Raw genomic sequence first — 26,037 nt, forward strand, 5'->3', positions numbered from 1 at the left:
TTCATAGTCTGACCTCCTGACGCTGGTCAAAAAAGTTAAGCGCTAAACTTTTTTGACTGTGTATAGTATGAGACTATTATTGCAGATGAAAGTTGATTGCAAAAGGTACTTGCTATGGAGCATTTACGAATAAACTTAAATATTGAGCGGAAAGTTTGAGCTTCAAGCTTTCCGTTTTTTCATGTCTGAAGTAGGTATTGTTACTGAAATTTTCTATCCATTCGTGTCTGACAGCAACATCATACCAAGCCATCAGAATTCGGATTATATGGCGCTTTTGCCATATCTATTTTTATCAACGGTTATAATTCAAAACATTTTGATAGTTTTGCCATAGGAAACATTTTCGTGAAACTTTCACAAATATTTAGGAAAACGCAGGAAACCTAAAAAACATTTGTAAATAACAACCAAAAACAGGAGAATGAAACTGTGACAAATATATAAATCAGAGGGAAAACGATTACCCAAAATCAAATTGACCATGCGGAAACAGCAACGTTATAATCAAAATAACCCAAGGGAAAGTGCACTTTTTAAAACGGTTGATACGACAGAAAGGTTACAAAAATATAACACAGACAAGTAGAATTGGAAAGAGAGGATATTATGGGTAAGTTGATAAGACGTTGTGGATCATTTCTGATGATGCTTCTGCTGGTGATCGGGATTCTGCCGATGACGGTAAATGCAGAAACAACACAGAATACAGAAGAGAGAAATGCGCTTTATGTACAGGTGCCGGAGGATTGGGAGAACCCTTGCGTCTGGGCATGGGACAGTGACGGCAATAATGCGTTTACCGCATGGCCTGGCGAGGAGATGGAAGCAGATGCAGCTAATGACGGCTGGTATTATATCTGGCTTCCTGCATGGGCGAATCATGTGATCATCAATGCCAATGAGGGTAACGTGCAGACCGAGGAGCAGATCCTGGATACCAATGCAGCATGGATCACGGTGAGTGCAGCGGACACCGTAGAGATCTCTTATGAGAGCAAGACTACCGGAGAGGCACCGGCTTACGTAGAGAAATTCGTGGTACATGCAAAAGTAGATGATTCCTGGGAAGCCCCCTGCCTGTGGGCGTGGTCGGCACCGGATGGAACCAATGCCTTTGCAGCATGGCCCGGGGAAGAGATGAAAGCAGGTGAAGATGGCTGGTACAGCATCAAGGTTCCGGTATGGGTAAACTCCATCATTGTCAATGCGAACGAAGGAACTGTACAGACAGAAGATATTTCCATTGATCCCGCAGAGCTTTGGGTAACGGTAGCAGCTGACGGCAGCTACGATTTCAGTTATAAGAACCCGGATCAGGCAGAAATCCCCAATGTGACGATCCATGTATCTGCTCCCGCAGACTGGAACGGTCCCTGTCTGTGGGCATGGTCGGCACCGGACGGCACTAACGCATTTGCAGCATGGCCCGGAGAGGCATTAGAGGAAGGCGAAGGCGGCTGGCTGGTAAAAGAGATTCCCGGCTGGGTGAATTCCATAATCGTCAATGGTAATGAAGGAAGTGTACAGACAACGGATATTTCCGTAGAGACCGGTAAGGATATTTGGCTTACGATAAACGGTCCGGAGGATTACACCGTATCTTATGAAGAAATCGCGCTGGAAGAAACAACCGAAACTGTGACAACACAAGAGTCTGCGGAAGCTGTGGAAGCAACAAACGAAGCAGCGGAGAATACAAAGAAATCCACTCCGTTCGTACCCATCGTGATCGGCGTGCTGGTAGTGGCAGCAGGTGGCGTGGCAGTAGCAGTCTCAAAGAAAAAGTCACAGAAATAAGATATAAAAACAAGCAGCAGGAAAGTACATATCAAAGGAGTGCAGGATATGAAGAATAAAAATCAGAAAAGAATCCGGAACAGAGCATGGGCATGGATCGTGACAGCAGGACTGACCATTGGCAGCCTGACCGGCTGTGGCAGCCAGACGGTGGAGCAGACAGCGCAGGGCGAAAAGACGGACGGAGAGGTTACGATCACCATCTGGCATGACAAGGAGGATGCGGTAACGCAGGTCCTGGAAGAGGAATTTGCCCAATTAGAGCCGCAGATCCACGTAGTGCTGGAGAAAAAGAGTGATCTGACAGAAGCTCTCAAAATGGTGGGAAATGATCCTAAGGCAGCTCCGGATATGTACTTTTTTGCCCATGATAAGATAGGTGTCTATGCAGAAATGGACATTCTGTCGCCTATCACGGATATCATTCCGGCAGAGGAACTGGATCCCTATATGGATAACACGATCGAAGCGGCGACTTATAAGGGAACGGTCTATCAGCTTCCTATCTATTATGAGACCTTACTTTTTATGTATAACCGTCTCTACATGAAGGATGAGGAAGTGCCGGCTACGACAGAGGAACTGTATGCTTACATGCAGGATAATACCCGTGGAGGGCATTACGGATTCGTGGAACAGCATAGTACCCCTTATTATGCGGCAGGCTGGATCAATGGATTCGGAGGCTATATCCTGAATGATGCCGGAGAGCCGGGATTGAATCTGCCGGAGACAGAGGAAGCCCTGGCCTATCATAAAAAGTTCGTGGATCTCATGCCCGGGGAGACCGAGTATGCCACAGTGAATACCCTGTTCAAAGAGGGAATGGCACATGCGACTATAGCCGGTCCCTGGCTGATCCCGACAGTAAGAGAAAGCGGAATGGACGTGGGAATCGCCTCTATGCCTGTGATCGATGAGACCGGAAAACCAATCGCCCCCTATATGGGAGTACAGGGTGTCCAGGTGCTGAAAAATGCAGCAGAGAATAAAAAGGATGCGGTAGAGCAGGTACTGCGGGTACTGATGAAGGACGAGGTAGGTATTGCGCTTGCACAGGCCAGCGGCTGTGCTCCTGCCAGAGAAAATTGTTACAGTTATGAAGAAGTAAGCGGTGATGAAGTGGTCATGGCTATGAAGGAGACTGCGGAAAATGCGGTGCCCATGCCGAATCTGCCGGAGATGGATGTGATGTGGACCGTAGCCAGCGGATTGCTGACGGATGTCAACATGGCGGGCAATGATGTGGCGGAAAGTGCGGAGAAAGCACAGAAGGAAGCTTTGCAGCTGATCGAATCCATGAAATAAGTGACGCTGCGTAATCAGGCATAATCAGGCAAAAGGAAGTGGAACGAATAAATATGGCAAGAAATAAAAATGCTCATGGGAACAGACAACAGAATAAAAAAAGAAGAGAGACACTGTTTGCCTACAGCTGGTCACTGCCGTCCTTAGTATTGATCCTGTTGATCGTAATCTTCCCGATCCTCTATACCGGATATATCTCCATGACCAATATGAATATTTATCACTGGAATAATTATGAGTTCATTGGACTGGAGAATTATAAGGATGCATTGCTGGTATTTGATAATGGTTTCCTGACGGCACTGCTTGTGACGATATTGTGGACCGTGGTAAATATGGTGCTGCAGCTGGTGATCGCTTTTATCATGGCGACACTTCTCAATATCAAGGGATTGAGACTGCGGAATGTCTATCGTACCCTGTTGATCTTCCCCTGGGCCATGCCGGGGTATGTATCCATCCTGCTGTGGAAGACAGGAATGTTCAATTCCCAGTTCGGTCTGTTGAATCAATGGATGATCAGACTGGGAATGGAACCGGTGAGATGGCTTGGAAGTGACGTGATCGCATTCATCAGCTGTACGACAGTGAACCTCTGGCTGGCGTTACCCTTCATGATCACTATCATTGACGGGGCACTGCAGAGCGTGGACCGGAGTTTTTACGAAAGTGCGCTGCTAGACGGCGCCACCTGGCTGGAGCGGACGAGATATATTACGGTTCCGATGATCCGCTCCATTATAGCACCGTCGGTTATGATCACGACATTTACGACTTTTAAACAGTTCGATGTCATCTATCTGCTGACCCAGCAGGTGGGATCCAAGACCGGTGCAAATATTCATACCATTTTGACTTACGCATATGAGAAGGCATTTATTACGAACAATTATGGCTATAGTTCGGCGATTTCCATTCTGATCTTCGGAATGCTGTTAGTGTTTTCTCTGGTGACAAACGGCAGAAAGGAGGAGAGCAGATGAGTAAAAAGACGAAACATGTGCTGGTACTTATAACGGTAAATGTGTTTTTCATCCTGGTATGCTTTTTCGTGCTGGTGCCGGTATTGTATGCGTTTTCCGTGTCGCTGAATGCGGAGAACAGCCTGTTGGGATCTGACTTTTCCTTTTTGCCAAAGCATATGACTCTGCAGAACTATAAGGCAGTTTTTACCGAGAAACCGGTGCTTTTGTGGCTGAAGAACAGTCTGATCCTGGCGGTGACCACACTGGTGATCTCGCTGGGGACCGGAATCCCTGCGGCGTATGCTTTTTCCCGGAAACGATTTCCCGGCAGAAAGGCGATTTTGAAGCTGTTGATTTTACTTTATGCATTTCCGTCCCTTTTGTCCATGACGGCACTGTATAAGCTGCTTAGTCCTATGGGGCTGATCAATACCAGAACCGGTCTGGTCATTGTGTATACCGGTACGATGGCAGTGTTTGCACTATGGAATATGAAGGGATATTTTGACACGATTCCGGTGGAGATCGAGGAGGCAGCCATGATTGACGGAGCAACACAGTTAGAACAGGTGACAAAGATCGTACTGCCGCTTGCTAAGCCTACCATTGCGGTAACGGCTATGATGGTTCTCGTCTATGTATGGAACGAGTATATTTTCGCCATCAATTTCATGACGGGATCCGATACTTATACACTGGCGGCGGGCTTATATTCGCTGCAGGCGACGGAGATGAGCGGAAGCTGGCCGATTTTCTCGGCAGCATCCCTGATCGTGTCTCTGCCGATCCTGATCGTATTTTTCGCATTGCAAAAGAACATGACAGAGGGTCTGACCTCCGGTGGAGTGAAGGGATAGACCGCAGAAAGAGGAAGTATGAATCGAAGTGCAGTATTACATATACCCATGTCCCAGTATGCATACGGGACAGATGAAGAGCATATTGTGATCCGTCTGCGGGCAGGCAGAGGGGATCTGACAGAATGCATTCTCCATTACGGAGATAGAGCCTGTCGCCTGACACCGGTGCTTTTTACAGAACAGAAGATGGCAGTGGTGGCGCAGACGGAAGAATTCGATTACTGGGAGACTACGCTGGAGCATCCCTATAAAAGACTTTGCTATTATTTCACATTGTCCGATGGCAGGGAAGAGGTGTTGTACTACGGAGAACGATTCACGGATCATACCGTGGATGACCGCTCGGAATATTATCAGCTGCCGTTCAATCACCGCGCAGATATTGTTGCACCTCCCGAATGGGCACAGGATACGATCATCTATAATATTTTTCCCGACAGCTTTGCCACTGAATACCGGTATCTTTGCGGCAGAGGAGAGGAGAAGGAATGGGGCGGTGTACCGACGAGGGGAAAGCTCGGCGGTACGATCCGTGGGATCTGCGAGAACGTGGAGTACCTGAAGAACCTCGGCGTGAACGCTATTTATATCAATCCGATCTTTGTCGCCGGAGAATATCATAAGTACGATCTGTTAGATTATTTTCACATTGATCCCTGTTTCGGAACCGACGATGATTTTCACCGGCTGATCGATGTATTTCATGCGAACGGACTGAAAGTAATCATTGACGGTGTGTTCAATCATTGCGGCTGGTATTTTTTCGCCTTTGATGATGTGGTGAAAAAAGGAGAGCAGTCAGCTTACAGAGACTGGTTCTACGGACTTACCTATCCGGTGGTGCGACCGGAGGATCCGGAGGAATATCCGGGATACGAGTGCTTTGGCTATGAACGGATGATGCCGAAGTTAAATCTGGCAAATCCGGAGACCGCAGAATATTTCTGCAAAGTGGGGCGCTACTGGGTGGAAAAATTCCATATCGACGGGTGGCGGCTGGATGTGGCAAGTGAGATCAATGACGGCTTCTGGAGAAAATTCAGAGAGAGCGTAAAATGTGTGGATCCCGACGCCATTCTCATCGGAGAAGTATGGGAGAGCGCGGCGCACTGGCTGGATGGAACCATGTTTGATTCTACGATGAATTATGATTTCCGTAAGCACTGCCGGAGATTTTTTGGGGAGCAGACGGCAGATGCCAGGGAGTTTGACAGCCGCATAACGGATATGCGTATGCGCTATCGTAAGCAGACGGTCTATGCACAGTTAAACCTTTTAGACAGCCATGATGTCAGCCGGTTCCGCTCGTTGTGCCGGGATGAAGAAAGCTTCCGCCTGGCGGTGATCTTTCAGATGACTTTCCCCGGAATGCCCTCTGTATTCTATGGGGATGAGGTGGGACTGACCGGTATCCCGGAGGAGGAATACAGACAGCCCATGCCCTGGGATACACTGGATGAGAGAAGTCCTTTGTTTTTGCTATATCAGAAGGCAATTACCCTGCGCAAAAAGGAGGCTGTCCTGCGGAGAGGAGAGTACCGCACCCTGTTGGCGGAACCGGGCAGCAGAGTGTATGGCTATGAAAGATATCTGGAGAAAGAAGATGGCAGTATAGAAAGTATACGTATTTTCCTGAATATGGAAGAGGAAAACGTCCCCCTTCCTGAAGAACTGCTGAGCGGAGAGATTCTCTGGCAGGAAGGTCTTAAGGAAGGACAGTTGGCAGCAAAAGGATTTGCACTGATCCGGGCAAGGGATTAAAATATTCTCAGAGAAAATCGCACGAGGAGGGTGAACGATGGGAGCAACCATTAAGGATGTGGCAAAACTGGCGGGAACTTCTACGGCAACCGTATCGAAAGTGATGAACGGCTCTTATTCGATCTCGCAGGAGACGGCAGATAAAGTACGAAAAGCTATGGAGGAGCTGGATTATCATCCGAATCTGCGGGCGAAAAATTTCGCCAGGCAGTCTGCACGAACCATTATATTTGTGGCAGAGCTGGGAAAAGGAACCGGGTTTGCCAATCCACAGATGTTTGAGATCTTGTGTGGGTTGGAGGAAGTGCTGGCACAGAAGGACTATACGCTTGTAGTCAGGAATATAGCAGCGGGAGACTGTGCGGAATTTATCCGGAATGCAGCGGATACCAAGCAGGCAGACGGGTTTGTAATCCATGCGTCAGTGATTTCCCAGGCACTGGATGAACTGCTGTTTACCCATGAGATCCCTCATATTGTGATCGGTAATCCGAATTTTAACAGCCATTTCTGCTGGCTCGATATCGATAACCGGCTGGCGGGAGAACTGGCGGCGAAGCATCTGCTGGAGCGGGGCTGTCAGTCGGTGGCTTTTATCGGAGGCAAGCCGGAGGACCAGATCTCAGCGAGACGTCTGGACGGAGTCCTGACAGTACTTAAAGAGCATGATGTGTTACTGCCCAGAGAATATGTGAAAAAAGGAGAATCCGTCTGTGACAGCGGTTACCGGATGACCATGCAGATCCTGGAGAACAGAAGACGTCCGGATGCGTTAGTGTGTGCGGACAACTATATCGCCTACGGCTGTGTGAATGCCCTGCACGACAGAGGAATCCTGATCCCGGAGGAAATGAAGGTGATTACTTTTGACGACTTCCCGTTTTCTCAGATCCTGAAGCCCATGCTCTCTGTCGTGAACATCGATGTCTACGATATGGGGGTGCAGGCCGGGAAGTATATTCTGCAAAAAATAAAAAGACCGAATCTCTATGTGCAGTCCCATATCACATTCCCAACGTTGATCATCCGGGAATCTACCTGATACATAAAAAAGGAGATGCACAAGTCTTTTTTATGCTATAATACCTAAGGAGTGAGTCTCAGGGAAAAAAATTACGAAAGTGGGAACCTGCATGGAAAAATGGTATGTGGCTGCAAAGAAGGCAGATTTTGATAAATGGGCGAAGGAATTTCATATCAGTCCGGTGACGGCGAGGATCCTTAGAAACCGGGATCTGACGGAAGAGAGCCAGATTCGGAAGTTTCTCTATGGAAAACTGGAGGACTGCTACTCTCCCTGGCTGCTAAAAGATATGGACAGGGCAGTGGAGGAGATTCTGAAAGCGGTAAAGGAAGGTCTGCATATCCGGGTCATCGGGGATTATGATGTGGACGGAATCTGCTCGTCTTATATCCTGACCAAAGGGTTTCAGATGCTTGGCGCACAGGTGGATACGGCAATCCCACACAGGATTCATGACGGTTATGGATTGAACGAGCATCTCATCGAAGAGGCGAAGCGGGAAGGCGTTGGCATGATCGTCACTTGTGATAACGGAATTGCTGCAGCACCACAGATCGAGCTGGCAAATTCCCTGGGCATGCGTGTGATCGTTACGGATCATCATGAGGTCCCTTACATAGAAGAAAACGGAGAGCGTAAGGAACAGCTGCCCCCGGCACTGGCAGTGGTGGATCCTAAGAGGTCGGACGACACCTACCCATTTCCCGGCATCTGCGGTGGCGTTGTGGCACTGAAGGTGATCTGGGCAATCACGGAGAAGACCGGAAATCCGGGTCTTATAAATATTCAGGATGAACTGTTGGAATTCGCGGCACTTTCCACGGTATGCGATGTTATGGAGTTAAAGGATGAGAACCGTATTCTGGTCAAAGAAGGACTGAAACGGATCCAAAAGGGATATAACGAAGGACTGAAAGCGTTGATGGAAGTCAATGAAATCGCTCCGGACCGGCTGAGTGCATATCACCTGGGGTTTGTACTGGGCCCTTGCCTGAATGCTACGGGCAGACTGGATACCGCGAAAAGGGCGCTGGAGCTTTTGCAGAGCTTTACCAGAGCAGATGCCATGACAGCGGCGAGAGAACTGAAAGACTTAAATGAAAGCCGCAAGAACCTGACGGTGCAAGGGATTCAAAGAGCGGATGAGTATATTTTGGAACATCATATGACAGAAGATAAGGTCATGGTGATCTATCTGCCGGAGGTACACGAAAGTATTGCGGGAATCATTGCCGGAAAAGTCAGGGAAAAATATCATCATCCGGTATTCATCATGACCAAAGGCGAAGATGGTGTGAAGGGATCCGGGCGTTCTATCGAAGCATACCATATGTATGATGCCATGACCCAGGTAAAACAGTTTTTTACCAAGTATGGCGGACATAAGCTGGCGGCAGGACTTTCCATGCGGGAGGAGGATATTGAACCTCTGCGGATTGCTCTCAATAAAAACTGTACGCTGACAGAAGATGATTTTATTCCCAGGGTACATATCGATGTGGCAATGCCCATGGGGTATGCGGATGAAGCCCTGGCGGGAGAACTGGCGTTATTAGAACCTTTCGGAACAGGGAATCCCAAGCCTCTTTTTGCACAAAAGAATCTGATCTTCCAGGCGGGATTTAAAATAGGTGCCAATAAAACCTGTGCCAGATTCCGTGTGAAGACACCGGAAGGAAATACGCAGACGCTGGTGTTTTTCGGAGACCTGGAACGACTGGGAGCTTTTTTGAATGAAAAATATGGTATCGGAAGTGAAGAAGCCCTTTATGCCGGAAGAGGGAATTTCCCTCTTTCTGTGGTATATCAGGTCGGCCAAAATACCTATAAGGGTAGGACGGAAGTGCAGTTTGTCATGCAGAACTATTGCTGACATTTTTGTAACTGTTCAGAATCACATTCATTTTTTTTTATTTTTTGAACACAAAATGGACACATTTTCTCTGTAATATGTATTTCAGATAGTTGATGAACTCACTATCTCCCCCCCTCATAAGAAACCGGAAAGCCTCAGGCATCATGCCTGAGGCTTTTTGGTGTCCGGTAGAACTTTTCAGAGTTTATAAAACCTCAAGATTCATTTTAGAATTAAATTAGAATTCGTACACATTCTGTACACATTTTCCCTGTAACATGTATTTCAGATAGTTGATGAACTCACTATCTCCCCCCCTCATAAGAAATTGAAAAGCCTCAGGTATAACAGCCTGGGGCTTTTCGATTCTCCGGTAAGACTTGACGACAGACCGATATCCGGGGTTATAATATAAGAATACGAACACAAATTTATAGAAAGAACAGAAATTACAAAATGAACAAAATAAAATCACAGATTCACGAATGGAAAGAAGCGTTGAAAAATATCACAATTAAAAATTGTGCCATAACCTTAATGGGAAGTTTTATTCTGGCATTTGGATTATATCATGTGCACTCCATCTCCGGTGTTACCGAGGGTGGTGTACTGGGAGCAACACTGTTACTGGAGCACTGGACCGGCATTTCCCCGGCGGTCACCGGCGGCATCATGAATGTGCTGTGCTATGTGCTGGGATGGAAGCTACTGGGTAAGGAATTCATCGCTTATTCCGCACTGGCTACGGTGGGATTTTCCGGTATGTATAAGATATGCGAACAATTCCCGCACCTGTGGCCCGGACTGGCGGACATGCCCCTTGTGGCAGCCCTGGTGGGTGCATTGTTTGTTGGTGTGGGCGCCGGACTGTGCGTACGTATCGGTGGAGCCCCCAGTGGAGACGATGCCCTGGCCATGAGTATTTCCCATGCCACCGGCTGGAAGATCCAGTGGGTGTACCTGATGTCGGACCTGATCGTGCTGGTCATGTCCTTGAGCTATATTCCGGTACGGCGCATCGGGTATTCGCTGTTCACCGTGCTTTTGTCAGGACAGCTGATCGGCTTTATCCAGAATTTTCATCTGGAGGAGAAAGAACTTACGGTAACAGAAAACTGAGAAAACGGAAGGAGCAATCTTATGAATACGGTGGGGAAAAAGGGAAGTCTGGAGAAACGAAAGATATTATATATAATTATTTTACTGATCGGAGCTGCAGCCAGAATCTATCGGCTGGCAAGCGCACCGGGAGGAATCAATCAGGATGAAGCCTTTGGCGCGCGTGAAGCCTGGTCACTGCTTCATTCAGGAATAGATTCCTTCGGCTATTCCTGGCCGATGTATCTGACAACCTGGGGAAGCGGAATGAGCGTGGGAAACAGTCTTCTGATGCTTCCGTTTATCGCACTTTTCGGGCGGCATATATGGGTATTCCGGCTGCCACAGGTGATCGTAGGGATCGCCACTCTTATGGCGGTGGAAAAAATAGTAAAAGAGACCATAGATGAAGAAGCTGCACTGTGGGCAATGTTTCTGCTGGCCATTAATCCCTGGCACATTATGATGTCGAGATGGGGACTGGACTGCAATCTGGCACCGGGATTTCTGATTTTTAGCCTGTTGTTCTTTGTATCAGGCATGAAGAATGAGAGATATTATCTTTTATCTGCATTGTTCTATGGCCTGAGTCTGTACTGTTATGCGACGATCTGGCCAGTGGTTCCTTTTATTGTATTACTTCAGGGAATTTATTTATTGTATGTGAAGAAAGCCCGCATAACGAAATGGACGGTGGCCTCAGGTCTCCTGCTGGGAATCCTGGCAATACCGGCGTTCCTGTTTCTGCTGGTAAACAAGGGTATTATTTCCGAAATGGTGACCCCGTGGCTTTCCATCCCGAAACTGGTGGTGATGCGGGACAGCGAGATCTCAGTGGCTGGAATGGCAGGGAAGATGAAAAACCTGTTTTCCATTCTGGTAAATGAATACGACGGTTGTTACTGGAACAGTACGGAACAGTATGGAATGTATTATAAATGTTTCCTGATATTTGCAGTGATAGGTCTGTTCTATTGTGTGAAGAGTGTTTACAAAAGTTTGAAGACACGGATCTATGATGGATATGTGCTGATGGGAATTCAATTTCTGACCGCATTTGGCTTAGGATCTTTGATCTATGTAAATGTCAATCGTATTAATTGCATTCATATAAGCATTATTGTGTTTATGGCGGTGGGCATTTGCCGGACGCTGCGGCTGCTTCGCAAAGACCTGAAATATATTACGGAAGTGACAGTAATTGTCTTCTGCGTTCTGTTTCTTTCCTTTGAGCATTTCTATTTTGGAGTATATGCCAACAACATCGGCAGAATGTTCCAGGATGGAATGGAACAGGCCGTGGAATATGCGGAGTCTCTGGCGGGGGAGGATGACACTATTTATGTGGGAGAAGGCATATTTTACACAAAAATATTGGCCTTCAGCAAGCTGACACCGGAAGAATACATAGAAACCGTTCAATATACCAATTATCCGGCAGCCTTTCTGGACGTCAGTCAGTGCGGCAATTTTGTTTTCAACACGCCATTGGAAGGAAATGATGGAATTTATATCATTGACCTGACAAAACAGACAGAGAGTTGTGTGGATATGGGATATACGGTAGAACAATTCGGAAATATGGCGGTAGTATATAAATAGTACATAAAATAAGAAAAACAGCAAGATGCCTGCGGAGGAAAATGCAGGCATTTTTTCTTACAACTAGAGAGTGGGAAAATATAGGTGGTACATTTTTGAAAAATAGAGTAAAATATACCATAGTATACAATGAATTCGGACGGATCAAGAGATATTTCGAAGAGAAAGGTGGACACCTGTATGAACAGAAAATTAACAGAACTTTTGGATAAACTGGAATATGAACAGGTATGCGGAAAAACGGAGCGGGAGATCACAGCTGTAGTCTATGACTCTCGTAAAGTCATTCCGGGATGCCTGTTCATTTGTATTAACGGAGCCAATTTTGATGGACATGATTTTGCAGCACAGGTGGCTGCACAGGGCGCCGGGGTGCTGGTAGTACAAAAGGACATAGAGCTTCCTGCGGATGCGGATGTGACTGTGATCAAAGTAGCGGATACCCGATATGCCATGGCATTTATCTCCGCAGCCTGGTTCGGCCATCCGGCAGAGAAACTGAAAGTTATCGGTATCACGGGTACCAAGGGCAAGACCACGACCACTTACCTGGTGAAATCCATTCTGGAGAATGCCGGCTATAAAGTGGGACTGGTGGGAACCATCGAGGTGATCATCGGAGACGAACATATTCATGCAAATAACACCACACCGGAATCTTACCTGTTACAGGAGTATTTTGCCCGCATGGTAGATGCCGGACTGGATACGGTAGTTATGGAAGTATCTTCCCAGGCGCTGATGCTGCACCGCACCCAGGGATTTGTATTCGATTACGGTATTTTTACAAATCTGGAGCCGGATCATATCGGTCCGAATGAGCATGCAAGCTTTGAGGAATATCTACACTGCAAGGGTTTGTTGTTCAAACAGTGCAAGGTGGGAATCGTTAACGGTGACGATGAACACTGGCAGGCAGTGACGGAGGGACATACCTGTGCACTGGAGAACTTTGGTATGGGAGAGCACTGCATGCTGCGGGCCGAGAACCGGCAGCTGGTGCACAAACCCGGAGAACTGGGAGTGACCTTCCATGTGACCGGTCTGATGAATTTTGCTGTGGAAGTACCCATGCCCGGCAAATTCAGTGTGTACAATGCGCTGGCAGCCATTGCCATCTGCCGTCATTTTAAGGTGGATGAGGAAGCTATCAAAAAGGCACTGTTACAGGCAAAAGTAAAGGGTCGTATCGAGATGATCAAGGTTTCTGACCAATTTACTCTGCTGATCGACTATGCCCATAACGCCATGGCACTGGAAAGCCTGCTAACCACACTGCGGGAGTATGAACCCCACAGACTGGTCAGCCTGTTTGGCTGCGGCGGTAACCGCTCCAGACAGCGTCGTTTCGAGATGGGAGAGGTCAGCGGCAGGCTGGCGGATCTGACCATCATTACTTCCGACAATCCCCGGTTCGAGGAACCGCAGGATATTATCAACGATATCAAGACCGGTATGGCGAAGACGGACGGAAAATATGTAGAGATCTGCGACCGCAAGGAAGCCATTACTTATGCCATTGAACACGGAGAACCCGGCGATATTATCGTACTGGCGGGAAAAGGGCACGAAGACTACCAGGAGATCAAAGGCGTGAAGCATCCCATGGATGAACGGGATCTGATCCGGGATATCCTGGCAGAGGGACATATCCCCGGATCGGCAGCGGGTCAGGGCCTATAAGACAGTTTTCCGGGATCCCGGTGAACAGAGAGGAAAACAGATTGCGTACGTTATATGCGGATATCATTGTAGATATCTCTCATGAAAAACTGGATAAGACATTTCAGTACCGGGTACCGGAGAGACTGCGGGACAGATTGGAGCCGGGAGCCTGCGTTATGATCCCTTTCGGCAATGGAAACCGTCTGATCAAAGGTTATGTGGTCAGTATAGGGGATCAGTGTCAGTTCGCTCCGGAGAAGATCAAGGAGATCGCAGGACTGCCGGAAAAAGAGACCGGTGTAGAAGATAAAATGATCGCACTGGCTGCCTGGATCCGACGCAATTACGGTTGTACCATGATCCAGGCTCTGAAGACGGTCCTGCCGGCGAAGCAGACCGTGAAGAAACTGGAGCACAGACAGCTGGTGCGCCTGATGAATAGAGAGGAGCTTCTGTCACTCTTAGGAAAATGCGAGCGCAAAAAACAGGTGGCAAAGGCCAGACTGTTAAAAGCTCTGTCGGAGCAGGAGACGATTCCCTATGAGTGGATCACCGGGAAATTGGGCGTCAGCGCCGCTACGGTAAACAGTATCGTAAAAGTGGGCGCGGCGAAACTGGTCAGCTCCGAGAGCTACCGGAACCCCGTGAAGGTACAGGCGGGAGAGACGACGCATAATACATTGAGCTCGGAACAGCAGACCATCGTTACGGAAGTGCTTACGGATTTTGATGCCGGTAGAAGACAGACATATCTGATCCATGGCATCACCGGCAGCGGCAAAACGGAAGTGTATATGCAACTCATCGGCGAGATGATCAAAAGAGGTCGTCAGGCGATCGTGCTGATCCCGGAGATCGCTCTGACCTACCAGACGCTGCTACGGTTCTATCAGAGATTCGGTGACCGGGTCAGTGTGATGAATTCCACATTGTCTCCCGGAGAAAAATATGATCAGTGCGAGCGTGCAAAAGCAGGAGAGATCGATGTGATCATAGGTCCGAGATCCGCACTTTTTACCCCATTCCCCAATCTGGGCCTGATCGTCATGGATGAGGAACAGGAGAACAGCTACAAAAGTGAGAGTACTCCCAAATACCATGCCAGAGAGACGGCAATGGAAGTGGCGAAGCTGTACAAAGCCAGCGTAGTGCTGGGATCGGCGACCCCTTCCTTAGAGGCGTATTACCGCGCCGGAAAGGGAGAATACAGGCTGTTCCATCTGACAAAACGCCTGACCGGCGGAGAACTGCCCACGGTACACACGGTGGATCTCAGGCAGGAGCTGCAGGAGGGCAACCGTTCTATTTTCAGCAGGAAGTTACAGGAACTGATGACAGACCGGCTAAGCAAGGGGCAGCAGACCATCCTGTTTTTAAATCGAAGAGGGTATGCGGGATTCGTATCCTGTCGTGCCTGCGGTGAAGTTATGAAATGCCCACACTGTGATGTCTCCCTCTCGGAACATAAAGGGGGAAGGCTGATCTGCCATTATTGCGGCTATACACAACCCTTGCCAAAGCTATGCCCGAAGTGCGGATCCAAATATATTCTGGGATTCAAAGCAGGTACCCAGCAGATTGAAGATAAATTGAAAGAACTGTATCCGGGGGTGCGGACGCTTCGGATGGATGCGGATACTACCCGGACGAAGGACAGCTATGAGAAAATTCTGTCAGCATTTTCAAACGGAGAGGCCGATGTGCTCATCGGCACCCAGATGATCGTGAAGGGACATGATTTTCCGAAGGTGACATTGGTAGGGATCCTGGCGGCAGATCTGTCCTTAAACGCATCGGATTACCGTGCCGGAGAGCGGACATTTCAGCTGCTGACCCAGGCGGTGGGCAGAGCAGGCAGAGGGGTGCTTCCGGGAGAAGCGGTGATCCAGACTTATCAGCCGGATCATTATGCCATTACCTGCGCGGCAGCCCAGGATTATAAAAGCTTTTATGAGGAAGAAATCCTGTACAGAGAGCTGTCGGGATATCCTCCCGCAGCACATATGCTGGCGGTGCAGATCTATGGCAAAGAGGAAGAAAATGTAAAACAGCTTGCCCGGAGACTGACAGATGTGGTAAAGTCTAATATGGACTTTTTGCAGATATTGGGACCGACCCCGGCAAATATCAGCAAAATCAATGATATTTACCGGTATGTGTTCTATGCGAAGCATGCGGAGTATGATACGCTGGTGGCGGTAAAAGACTGTGTGGAGGAGACTTTGAGACAGTGGCAGCCAAGACAGCTGAGTATACAATTCGACTTTGACCCGGTAAACGTGTTATAGGAGGTAATAACTGTGGCAATCAGAAATATTCGTGAATATGGAGATGAGGTACTGAAAAAGACCTGTAAGGAAGTCAAGGAGATGACTCCCCGGACGAAGGAATTGATCGAGGATATGTTAGAGACTATGTATGACGCCAACGGCGTAGGACTGGCTGCTCCCCAGGTGGGCATACTTAAGAGAATTGTGGTGATCGACACCACCGGAGAGGATCCGTATATTCTTATCAATCCCCGGATCGTGGAGAGCAGCGGAGAGCAGACCGGACAGGAAGGGTGCTTAAGTGTTCCCGGGAAGTTCGGTATTGTGACCAGACCCAATTATGTAAAAGCGGTAGCTTTGGATGTCAATATGAAACCCATCGAAGTAGAGGGTACGGAATTATTGGCAAGAGCCATCTGCCACGAACTGGATCACCTGGATGGACATCTCTATGTGGAGAAGGCGGAAGGCCCTCTGCAGGACATGACCTATGAGGATGAGGAAGAAGAATAAGTATTCCGGGAAGGAGATAAGCTATGCAGATCGTATTTATGGGAACCCCTGATTTCGCAGTGGGAGCTCTGGAGGCTTTGATCGCACAGGGACATGAGATCACCGCAGTGGTGACCCAGCCGGACAAGGCAAAGGGAAGAAGCGGACAGTTACAGTTTCCGCCGGTGAAGGAATGTGCTGTAAAACACGGCATCCCGGTATTCCAGCCTCGTCGGATCAAGACTCCCGAGGCTATTGAAGAATTGAAAAAATATCCCGCAGATGTCTATATTGTGGCAGCCTTCGGACAGATCCTGTCTCAGGAAATCCTGGATCTGCCGAAGTACGGATGCCTGAATATCCACGCATCCCTGCTTCCGAAATACCGTGGGGCATCTCCAATCCAGAGAGTGATCATCGACGGGGAGACGGAGACCGGTGTGACCATCATGCAGATGAATGCAGGACTGGACACCGGAGATATGTTGTATCAGAAGAAGATTCCCATTACTTCGGAAGATACTTTTGAAACATTGCACGACAAGCTTATGGTGCTCGGCGGAGAAGCGATCACCGAGGCATTGCCTCTCTTAGAAGCAGGAAAGCTGACTCCGGAGAAACAGGACGATGCGAAGACCTGCTATGCGGCACTGATCACCAAAGAAATGGGCAGACTGGACTTCACCAAAACGGCAGCCGAACTGGACAGACTGATCAGAGGACTGACACCCTGGCCCAGTGCCTACACATTTTATCGCGGAAAACAGTTAAAGATCTGGAAGGCGATTCCCATGGTGACGGCTCACAGGGAAACCCCGGGAACGATCCTTACGGTGAATAAGGATTCCTTTGAGGTGGCAGCGTCGGAAGGCGGTCTGAAGGTCATGGAATTGCAGCTGGAAGGCAAAAAACGTATGACAGCCCATGATTTCCTGTTAGGCGTGAAGGTACAGCCTGGAGAGATCCTGGGAGAGTGATAAACAATCCAGGCAATTAGAAAGGAGACTTTGCTATGTACGGTGGTTATTATGGATATGGTTATTATTTTGACCCCACGTATTTTCTGGTATTGATCGGACTGGTGTTATGCCTTGGGGCCAGTGCGCTGGTGAATTCCACCATGCGAAAATACAGTAAGGTCCGGAATATGAGAGGAATTACGGGAGCGGAAGCTGCCCGGAATCTTCTCAATAGAGAAGGCTTGTATAACGTACAGATCGAGTGTCTGAATGCAAACGACGGCGATCATTACGATCCCCGGACAGATACCGTAAGACTGTCATATAATAATTATAACGGAACCTCAGTCACCGCAGTCAGTGTGGCTGCCCATGAGTGCGGACATGCGATCCAGCATGCCCACGGCTATGCACCTATGAGTATTCGTGCGGCACTGGTACCGGTGGTGAACATCGGAAGCAACTTAAGTATTCCCCTGATTTTCTTAGGAGTACTGCTCAGCTGGAACCAGACATTGATCCAGCTGGGAATCTGGGCATTTGCCCTGACCGTGATCTTCCAGCTGGTGACACTTCCCGTGGAATTCAATGCCTCCCGCAGAGCAATCGTGAAGGTGGAGGAATACGGACTGTTAGGCAGTGAAGAAGTAAGCGGCGGTAAAAAGGTGCTGACAGCGGCAGCCCTTACCTATGTAGCGGGAGCAGCATCCTCCTCATTACAGCTGCTTCGCCTGATCCTGTTGTATGGCGGTAACCGCAGAAGGAGAGACTAAGCATGGGGAAGCCTGCAACCACCGATACAAGAGAGATTATTGTGGAGATCCTGCTGGACCTGGAAAAGGGGCAGGATTTTTCCCATAAATTAATAAAAGCAGTGCTGGATAAATACGATTACCTGGATCCCAGAGATAAGGCATTTATCAAGAGAGTTACAGAGGGTACCATAGAGAGACAGCTGGAGTTGGATTATTATCTAAACCGGTTTTCTTCCGTTCCGGTCCGCAAGATGAAGCCTCTGATCCGTTGTCTGCTCCGCATGAGTACCTATCAGATCCTGTATATGGATGCGGTGCCGGACAGTGCGGTATGCAATGAAGCCTGCAAGCTTGCGGCAAAGCGCGGCTTTCGTACTCTGAAGGGGTTTGTCAATGCCGTCCTGCGAAATATATCCCGTAGCAAGGACAAAATGCCCCTGCCGGATCCTACGGATCCTGTAAAATATTTCAGCGTAAAATATTCCATGCCGGAATGGATCGTGAATCTGTGGCTTCCGGTATACGGCACGGAGGGAACGGAAACACTTCTCATGGGACTGCTTAAGATTCATCCGGTATCTCTGCGTTTTTGCCTGGAATTGTCGGAAACGGAACGTGAGGATCTTAAGAAAAAGATAGAGGCTACAGGGGTCCACTTAAGCGCACATAAGGAACTTCCCTATGTATATCTGGCGGAAAATCTGGAAAACGTCAGCGAGCTGCCCGGATTTGCCGAAGGAAAATTCACTGTACAGGATGCTTCTTCCGCCCTGGCGGTAAAAGCAGCAAAAATAAATCCGGGAGACTTTGTTATGGATCTGTGTGCGGCACCGGGAGGCAAGACGATCCTGGCGGCAGAATATACGAAAGAGGCGGGACATGTGTTATCCCGCGATGTGTCAGAATATAAGACGGCTTTGATCCTTGAGAATCTGGAGCGCATGCACCGCACCAATGTGAACGTGGAAGTGCATGATGCCACGGTTTATGACGCAGAGCAAGAAGCATCTGCGGATGTTGTGTTGATGGATGTCCCTTGTTCGGGCTTAGGTGTCATGGGCAAAAAGAGAGACATTAAATATCATGTGACACCGGAAGGCCTTAAATCTATCCAGGAACTGCAGAGGCAGATCGTGGAAGCCGGATGGCGGTATGTGAAGCCGGGCGGCGTGCTGTTGTACAGCACCTGCACCATCAACAGAGAAGAGAATCAGAACATGGCAGCATGGATCACGGAAAAGTTCCCGTTCGTTTTAGAGGAGGAGAGACAACTTCTGCCGGGAACGGATGAGACCGACGGATTCTACTTTGCAAGGCTGCGCAGAAGAACGTGAGATATAAGACATGGATAGTAAAAAAGATATCAAATCCCTGAATCTGGAGGAACTGAAGACCGAACTGGAGAGTATGGGAGAGAAAGCTTTCCGGGCAAAACAGATGTATGAGTGGATGCATGTGAAGTTAGCGAGAAGCTTTGACGAGATGACCAATCTTTCCGCAAAATTCAGGGAACAATGCAAGGAAAAGTATGAATATACCTGTGTAAAGCCTGTCAGAATACAGGAGTCGAAGATCGACGGAACGAAAAAGTTTTTATTTGAACTGTCTGACGGCAATGTGGTGGAAAGCGTGTGGATGCAGTACAAACACGGCAACAGTGTGTGCATTTCTTCCCAGGTGGGATGCCGGATGGGCTGCAGATTCTGTGCGTCCACCCTGGATGGACTGGAGCGGAACCTGACGCCTTCGGAGATGTTAGATCAGATCTATGCCATCACGAGACTGACGCAGGAACGGGTCTCCAATGTGGTAGTCATGGGAACCGGAGAACCCATGGACAATTATGATAATATTCTAAAGTTTCTGCATCTGCTGACGGATGAGAATGGATTAAACATCAGCCAGAGAAATGTCACGGTGTCCACCTGCGGAATCGTGCCGAGAATGCGACAGCTGGCAGATGAGAAGCTGCAGATTACCCTGGCATTGTCACTGCATGCAACCACAGATGAAAAAAGAAGAAAACTGATGCCCATTGCCAACAGGTATTCCATCAAAGAACTGATGGAAGTCTGCAGGTATTATTTTGAGCAGACCGGGCGCCGGATCACTTTTGAATACAGTCTGGTAGGCGGTGTGAACGATACGGAAGAGGATGCCAAAGAGCTGATCGCTCTGGCAAAGCCTTTATGCTGTCATATTAACCTGATTCCGGTAAACCCGATTAAAGAGCGGGACTTCGTGCAGTCGGATACCGGGCATGTTCAGGCGTTTAAAAATAAACTTGAAAGTAAGAAGATACATGTTACAATTAGAAGAGAGATGGGCCGGGATATTGACGGAGCCTGCGGACAGTTAAGGCGTCGTCATACACAGGAGATGCAGAACCCGGACGGACTCTCACAGGAGGAAAATTGACGTGCTCAAGACGTTTTCCATAACCGATATCGGAAGGAAAAGAAAAGTAAATCAGGACTATATCTATACCTCTGAGGAACCGGTGGGAAATCTGCCCAATGTGTTTATTGTAGCGGACGGTATGGGCGGACATAATGCGGGAGATTATGCATCCAAAGTGACAGTAGAGACCATGCTGGCTGAGATGCAGAGTTCTTTTGAAAAAAATCCCACGCTGATTTTCCGCAGAGCGATCGAGGAAGCCAATGAGGTGATCCGCAGGAGAGCCGGCGAAGACAAGAAGCTGGAAGGAATGGGAACGACGGTTGTGGTGGCATCCTGCATGGGCAGATTTTTACAGGTGGCCAATGTGGGTGACAGCAGACTTTATGTGGTGAATCGTGAGATACGGCAGATTACGAGGGATCATTCTCTTGTAGAGGAAATGGTACGCATGGGCGGATTAGACCGTGCAGATGCAAGAAATCATCCTGACAAGAATATTATTACCAGAGCGGTAGGTGCGGAGGATCATGTAGAGCCGGACTTTTTTACCGTAGAACTCAGGGAAGGCGATACTGTCCTTATGTGTTCGGACGGACTGACTAATATGCTGGAAGATGAAGAGATCCGCATGATCATCAGTGGTGCAAGAGATCTTGTGGAGAAAGCAGAGCGTCTGGTAGAGGCAGCCAATGCAAACGGCGGCAGAGACAATATCAGTGTTATCCTTATTGAGCCGTGCGCATAAGACAGATAATACTCTTAGTTACTTAGGTTATATGAGAATGGAGAGCAATAATGATCAAAATAGGAATGATGATCGGCGATCGCTATGAGATCCTGGAGAAAATCGGAACCGGCGGTATGTCAGATGTCTATAAAGCAAAATGTCATAAGTTGAACCGATATGTGGCGATCAAGGTATTGAAGCAGGAATTCAGCGAGAATGCTAATTTTGTATCCAAATTCCGTATTGAGGCACAGGCGGCAGCAGGACTGATGCATCCCAATATCGTAAATGTCTATGATGTAGGGGAAGAAAACGGAATCTACTATATTGTAATGGAACTGGTGGAGGGCATTACCCTCAAAAAGTACATTGAGAAAAAGGCCCGTCTGTCTTACAAGGAAGCAGTAAGCATTGCCATCCAGGTGAGTATGGGCATTGAGGCAGCACATAATAATCATATTATTCACCGGGATATCAAACCGCAGAATATCATTATTTCCAAAGACGGCAAAGTAAAAGTCACGGATTTCGGTATTGCCAAGGCAGCGACCAGCAATACGATCACTTCCAATGTAATGGGAAGTGTACACTATACGTCTCCGGAACAGGCCAGAGGCGGTTACAGTGATGAAAAGAGTGATATCTATTCACTCGGTATCACCATGTTCGAAATGCTTACGGGAAGAGTCCCCTTCAATGGGGAGACGACGGTAGCGATCGCCATCAAGCATATTCAGGAAGAAATGCCTTCTCCCAAGGAATTCGTGCCGGAGATCCCTTCCAGCGTTGCAAGTATTGTATTAAAGTGTTGTCAGAAATCACCGGACCGCAGATATCAGAACATGGCAGAACTGATTGCAGACCTGAAGCAGTCCCTGATCAATCCGGAGGAGGACTTTGTCGTGAACAAGGATCCGGATATGGAAGGCGGCACCCGGATGATCTCCGATGAAGATATGGCACAGATCAAGAGAAAAGTTCCGTATCAGAGTGGCCGGGAGTATGAAGAACAGGATCATGATGAGACGATGCGCCTACGTTCCGATACAGAAGCCATGTATGAGAATGATGAAGAGGGAGAGGATGATTATGATTACGATCCCAAGATGGAACGCGTGACAACGGTTCTGGCAATCGTTGCGGGAGTGGTGATCTGTATTATCCTGATCGTACTGGCGGTGAAGATCTTTGGCGGGAAAAAGAACGAAGGCAATAATCCTTCCGGTCCGATCATCACTACGGAGGAAACCAAAGAAGAGGCAGAGAAAGTCACCATGCCGGATGTGAAGGGCATGAATGTGGATGATGCGAGAAATACACTGACCGGACTGGGAATTCTGACGGAAGTTGTATATGAGGAATCTGATTCCGTGGCAGAAGGTGTGGTGATCAGTACCGACGTCAGCGCGGGTGACCAGATTGACAAGGGCAGCAAGGTAACACTTACGGCAAGCGCCGGAACCCAGGGCGTAGAAGTTCCGAATGTGGTGGGACTTACTTTTGACGAGGCGAATACACAGCTGGTAAGCAAGGGCTTTTTGGTCAATAAGACAGAGGATTATTCCGACACCATAGAAGCAGGACGCGTGATCGCCCAGACTCCCGCAGATGGAAATAAGGCGCCGAAAGGCAGTGTGATCACCGTTACCGTAAGCCTGGGAAAGGAAGATACGAAGATCCGCGTGCCGAACCTGATCGGACTGTCAGAGCAGGATGGTACGGTGGAAGCAATCGAGGCCGGACTGACAGTAGGCAGTGTGACCCATATTTACAGCGATGAAGTGGGAGAGGGCATGATCTGCTATCAGAGCTATTCCCATGGTTCCTATGTGGATCAGGGAACCTCCATTGATATTAAGGTGAGCCAGGGCGCACAGAAAGTGACTTATAAGTGCAATGTCAGCATTGCGGCACCGACGACTTCCGAGGCACCCAAGTATGTATCGGGAATGGAAGTCGGTATCACCCTGGTGGCGGATGACGGCACTGTGCTGATGGATACGAAGGTTACCACCTTCCCGGTAGCAACCAATATCAACGGCATCGCCTCCTCCGGCGGTACGCTTACCATGACCTATCAGGTGACAACGGAGGGAACCACTACAACGGATACAGATGGCACCATTAATGTTCCCGGCACCACGGAGAACCAGTCCTTTACCCGAAGAGTGGAATTCGTGAAGGAATAATGCAAAGGCAGGAACTATGAAGGGCAAGATTATAAAAGGAATTGCCGGCTTCTATTACGTCCATGCGGGGGATGCACTGCATAGTACGGACGGAATCTATGAATGCAAGGCAAAAGGTGTCTTCCGTAAGGACCACAGGAAACCATTGGTCGGGGACGATGTGGAGATGGAAGTCATAGATGAAGCACAGAAAAAGGGAAATATCACAGAACTGCTTCCCAGGCACAGCGAACTGATCCGTCCGGCGGTTGCCAATGTGGATCAGGCACTGGTGATTTTTGCCATCTGTAAGCCACAGCCCAATTTTAACCTGCTGGATCGTTTCCTGATCATGATGCAGCAGCAGGACATTCCCTGCATCATCTGCTTTAACAAACAGGACATTGACACAGAGGGGAAAAAAGAGGATTATCGTTCCATCTATGAACAGGCGGGATTTCAGACCATTACTGTCAGTGCCAGGGAAAAGGAAGGCATCGACAGATTAAAAGACCTGCTTCGGGGCAAGACCACCACGGTGGCGGGGCCCAGCGGTGTCGGCAAGTCTTCACTGGTCAACTGCTTACAGTCGGGGATCGTGATGGAGACCGGTTCCATCAGTGAGAAGATCGAGCGTGGAAAACATACCACCAGGCATTCCGAACTGATCTCCATTGCACCGGATACTTACATTCTGGATACTCCGGGGTTCAGCTCCCTGGGACTGTTCGGACTGGAAAAAGAGCAGCTGGCGGGATTTTATCCCGAATTTGTTCCTTTTGAAAAATATTGCAGATTCGGAGGATGTTCTCATATCTCAGAACCGGTCTGCGGCGTGAAAGATGCCGTGGCGGAAGGGGAGATTTCGCAGACACGTTACGAGAATTATTGTCTGCTCTATGAGGAACTGAAAAGTCAGAGAAAATATTAATTATGAGTGAAGTGCAGAATCATCTTGGGGAAAAATTTAAAGAGACCATTGCCGAAGCTATGAAGACCGGAGATTTCCGGGCACTGAATACATTAGTAACCGATACGGTCACCGATGCTTTGCGGGAAGCGGATTTTCAGGCGAATCTATCCAGGGAAGCCACGGAAAAAAAGGTCTGGAATTCCCAGCGCAACTGGCAGGATAAAAAGCGGGAAGAAGAGAAGTCTATAGAGCAGATCCAGACGGAGCGCGAAGAACGGGAAAGACAGCGGGAAGAACACCGCAGACAAAACGAAGAATGGCACAGACAGCGAATAGAACGGGAAAAACAATGGGAAGAGCAGCGTAAGGCACAGGCGGCGCAGAACCGTGCCAGAAATCAGGCAGGAGTCGGGACACCCAGGCAAGCTACGGCTTCCGAGATGACTTCTTTGGTAAAAATGGAGAAAAAGGGAAGCGTGTCCGGAACTTTGTGCACCGTGTTCGGCGGCATCGGACTTGGTTTTTCCGGGCTGGGACTTTTGGTACAGCTTCTCCTGGCAGCTTTTAGTGCAGCAAGCTTAAGTGCGGCAATTCTTCCGGGAGTACTTTCTCTGGTATTTTTGGAGATGATCTCCTATGGTAACGGACAGCGCAGAAGATTACAACGTGCGGAGAAATATCTGGAACTGTGCGGTACCAAGATGTACGGTGTGATCACGGAGATGGCGCGTTATACCGGCAAAAGCGTCCGATATGTAAAAAAAGATCTGCGTAAAATGTTAAAAGCCGGAATGTTCCCTAACGGTCATTTGGATGATAAAGAAACCTGTTTTATGTTAAATGATGTGATCTATCATCAATATCTGGAGACAGAAAAGGCTTATCTGGAACAGAAAAACTTAGAGGAGCAGGCAAAACAGATGCCGGATACAGGAACAGCACAGGACGCTGCACAGACGGAGAGAGAACAGGAACTCCACAGTATGGTAGCAGAGGGGATGGAATGCATCAGACATCTTCGGGACCTGAACGACCGGATCGAAGAGGAGGCAATCTCCGAGAAGCTGTACCGTCTGGAGAATCTGTTAAAGGAGATCTTCGACAGAGTGCAGGAGCACCCGGAGCAGATGCATAGAATGCATAAATTAATGGATTATTATCTGCCCACTACTTTAAAGCTGGTGGAGCAGTATGCGGAATTTGACGAGGTCAGCAGTCCCGGAGAGGACATTCTCGATGCCAAGAAAGAGATCGGGAAGACACTGGACATGATCAATCAGGCATTTGTGACATTGTTAAACAATCTGTTTCAGGATGCAGCCTTTGACGCAGCGGCTGATGCGCAGGTATTACAGACCATGCTGGCAAAGGAAGGCCTGACGGAATCTGATTTTGTAATGGAAAAACAGTAA

General features: G+C 48.4%; 20 protein-coding genes. All 20 read left to right on the plus strand.

What is annotated here, in order from left to right; all coding sequences use genetic code 11:
• Positions 1–609 precede the first annotated feature (609 nt).
• A complete protein-coding gene (locus FYJ59_RS01765; RefSeq protein WP_154495029.1) occupies positions 610–1,800 on the plus strand; it encodes a starch-binding protein in 1,191 nt (396 codons plus the stop codon).
• Between the two features lie 48 nt (positions 1,801–1,848).
• A complete protein-coding gene (locus tag FYJ59_RS01770) occupies positions 1,849–3,108 on the plus strand; it encodes an extracellular solute-binding protein (RefSeq protein ID WP_154495030.1) in 1,260 nt (419 codons plus the stop codon).
• 53 nt (positions 3,109–3,161) lie between these two features.
• A complete protein-coding gene (locus FYJ59_RS01775; RefSeq protein ID WP_148445661.1) occupies positions 3,162–4,091 on the plus strand; it encodes a carbohydrate ABC transporter permease in 930 nt (309 codons plus the stop codon).
• Complete coding sequence (locus FYJ59_RS01780) at positions 4,088–4,930, plus strand: sugar ABC transporter permease (RefSeq protein ID WP_118546019.1); 843 nt, start codon at positions 4,088–4,090, stop codon at positions 4,928–4,930. Before FYJ59_RS01775 ends, FYJ59_RS01780 begins: the two co-directional genes overlap by 4 nt.
• Before the next feature lie 18 nt (positions 4,931–4,948).
• Positions 4,949–6,694 (plus strand): glycoside hydrolase family 13 protein, encoded by a 1,746-nt coding sequence (locus tag FYJ59_RS01785; protein WP_154495031.1) that lies wholly within the window; start codon positions 4,949–4,951, stop codon positions 6,692–6,694.
• A gap of 37 nt (positions 6,695–6,731) precedes the next feature.
• Positions 6,732–7,736 carry a LacI family DNA-binding transcriptional regulator gene (locus FYJ59_RS01790; RefSeq protein WP_022154184.1) on the plus strand — a complete coding sequence of 335 codons (1,005 nt, stop codon included), beginning with the start codon at positions 6,732–6,734 and terminating at the stop codon, positions 7,734–7,736.
• A gap of 91 nt (positions 7,737–7,827) precedes the next feature.
• Complete coding sequence (gene recJ, locus FYJ59_RS01795; RefSeq protein WP_154495032.1) at positions 7,828–9,591, plus strand: single-stranded-DNA-specific exonuclease RecJ; 1,764 nt, start codon at positions 7,828–7,830, stop codon at positions 9,589–9,591.
• 438 nt (positions 9,592–10,029) lie between these two features.
• Positions 10,030–10,692 (plus strand): YitT family protein, encoded by a 663-nt coding sequence (locus tag FYJ59_RS01800; RefSeq protein WP_154495033.1) that lies wholly within the window; start codon positions 10,030–10,032, stop codon positions 10,690–10,692.
• 21 nt (positions 10,693–10,713) lie between these two features.
• Positions 10,714–12,273: an ArnT family glycosyltransferase gene (locus FYJ59_RS01805; protein ID WP_154495034.1), complete on the plus strand. Its 1,560-nt coding sequence runs from the start codon at positions 10,714–10,716 to the stop codon at positions 12,271–12,273.
• A 180-nt stretch (positions 12,274–12,453) separates the two neighbouring features.
• Entirely contained in the window at positions 12,454–13,956 is a 1,503-nt protein-coding gene (locus FYJ59_RS01810) for a UDP-N-acetylmuramoyl-L-alanyl-D-glutamate--2,6-diaminopimelate ligase (RefSeq protein ID WP_154495035.1), read from the plus strand.
• Between the two features lie 41 nt (positions 13,957–13,997).
• Positions 13,998–16,226 carry a replication restart helicase PriA gene (gene priA / locus FYJ59_RS01815; protein WP_154495036.1) on the plus strand — a complete coding sequence of 743 codons (2,229 nt, stop codon included), beginning with the start codon at positions 13,998–14,000 and terminating at the stop codon, positions 16,224–16,226.
• Positions 16,227–16,238: 12 nt separating this feature from the next.
• Complete coding sequence (gene def / locus FYJ59_RS01820) at positions 16,239–16,721, plus strand: peptide deformylase (protein ID WP_022154178.1); 483 nt, start codon at positions 16,239–16,241, stop codon at positions 16,719–16,721.
• A gap of 23 nt (positions 16,722–16,744) precedes the next feature.
• Positions 16,745–17,677: a methionyl-tRNA formyltransferase gene (gene fmt, locus FYJ59_RS01825; RefSeq protein ID WP_154495037.1), complete on the plus strand. Its 933-nt coding sequence runs from the start codon at positions 16,745–16,747 to the stop codon at positions 17,675–17,677.
• Positions 17,678–17,712: 35 nt separating this feature from the next.
• Positions 17,713–18,432, plus strand: coding sequence for a zinc metallopeptidase (locus FYJ59_RS01830; RefSeq protein ID WP_154495038.1), 720 nt, complete (start codon positions 17,713–17,715; stop codon positions 18,430–18,432).
• 2 nt (positions 18,433–18,434) lie between these two features.
• Positions 18,435–19,748 (plus strand): 16S rRNA (cytosine(967)-C(5))-methyltransferase RsmB, encoded by a 1,314-nt coding sequence (rsmB, locus tag FYJ59_RS01835; RefSeq protein ID WP_154495039.1) that lies wholly within the window; start codon positions 18,435–18,437, stop codon positions 19,746–19,748.
• A gap of 10 nt (positions 19,749–19,758) precedes the next feature.
• On the plus strand, positions 19,759–20,832 hold the full coding sequence (gene rlmN, locus FYJ59_RS01840) for a 23S rRNA (adenine(2503)-C(2))-methyltransferase RlmN (protein WP_154495040.1): 1,074 nt from the start codon (positions 19,759–19,761) through the stop codon (positions 20,830–20,832).
• Between the two features lies 1 nt (position 20,833).
• Positions 20,834–21,562 (plus strand): Stp1/IreP family PP2C-type Ser/Thr phosphatase, encoded by a 729-nt coding sequence (locus FYJ59_RS01845; protein ID WP_118692214.1) that lies wholly within the window; start codon positions 20,834–20,836, stop codon positions 21,560–21,562.
• 50 nt (positions 21,563–21,612) lie between these two features.
• A complete protein-coding gene (gene pknB, locus FYJ59_RS01850; protein WP_154495041.1) occupies positions 21,613–23,733 on the plus strand; it encodes a Stk1 family PASTA domain-containing Ser/Thr kinase in 2,121 nt (706 codons plus the stop codon).
• Positions 23,734–23,749: 16 nt separating this feature from the next.
• Positions 23,750–24,643 carry a ribosome small subunit-dependent GTPase A gene (rsgA, locus tag FYJ59_RS01855; RefSeq protein ID WP_154495042.1) on the plus strand — a complete coding sequence of 298 codons (894 nt, stop codon included), beginning with the start codon at positions 23,750–23,752 and terminating at the stop codon, positions 24,641–24,643.
• A 2-nt stretch (positions 24,644–24,645) separates the two neighbouring features.
• The gene (locus FYJ59_RS01860) at positions 24,646–26,037 is read left to right on the plus strand and encodes a 5-bromo-4-chloroindolyl phosphate hydrolysis family protein (RefSeq protein ID WP_154495043.1); all 1,392 of its coding nucleotides are present in this window, start codon (positions 24,646–24,648) and stop codon (positions 26,035–26,037) included.

The organism is Waltera intestinalis, from assembly GCF_009695995.1.
Taxonomy (GTDB): domain Bacteria; phylum Bacillota; class Clostridia; order Lachnospirales; family Lachnospiraceae; genus Acetatifactor; species Acetatifactor intestinalis.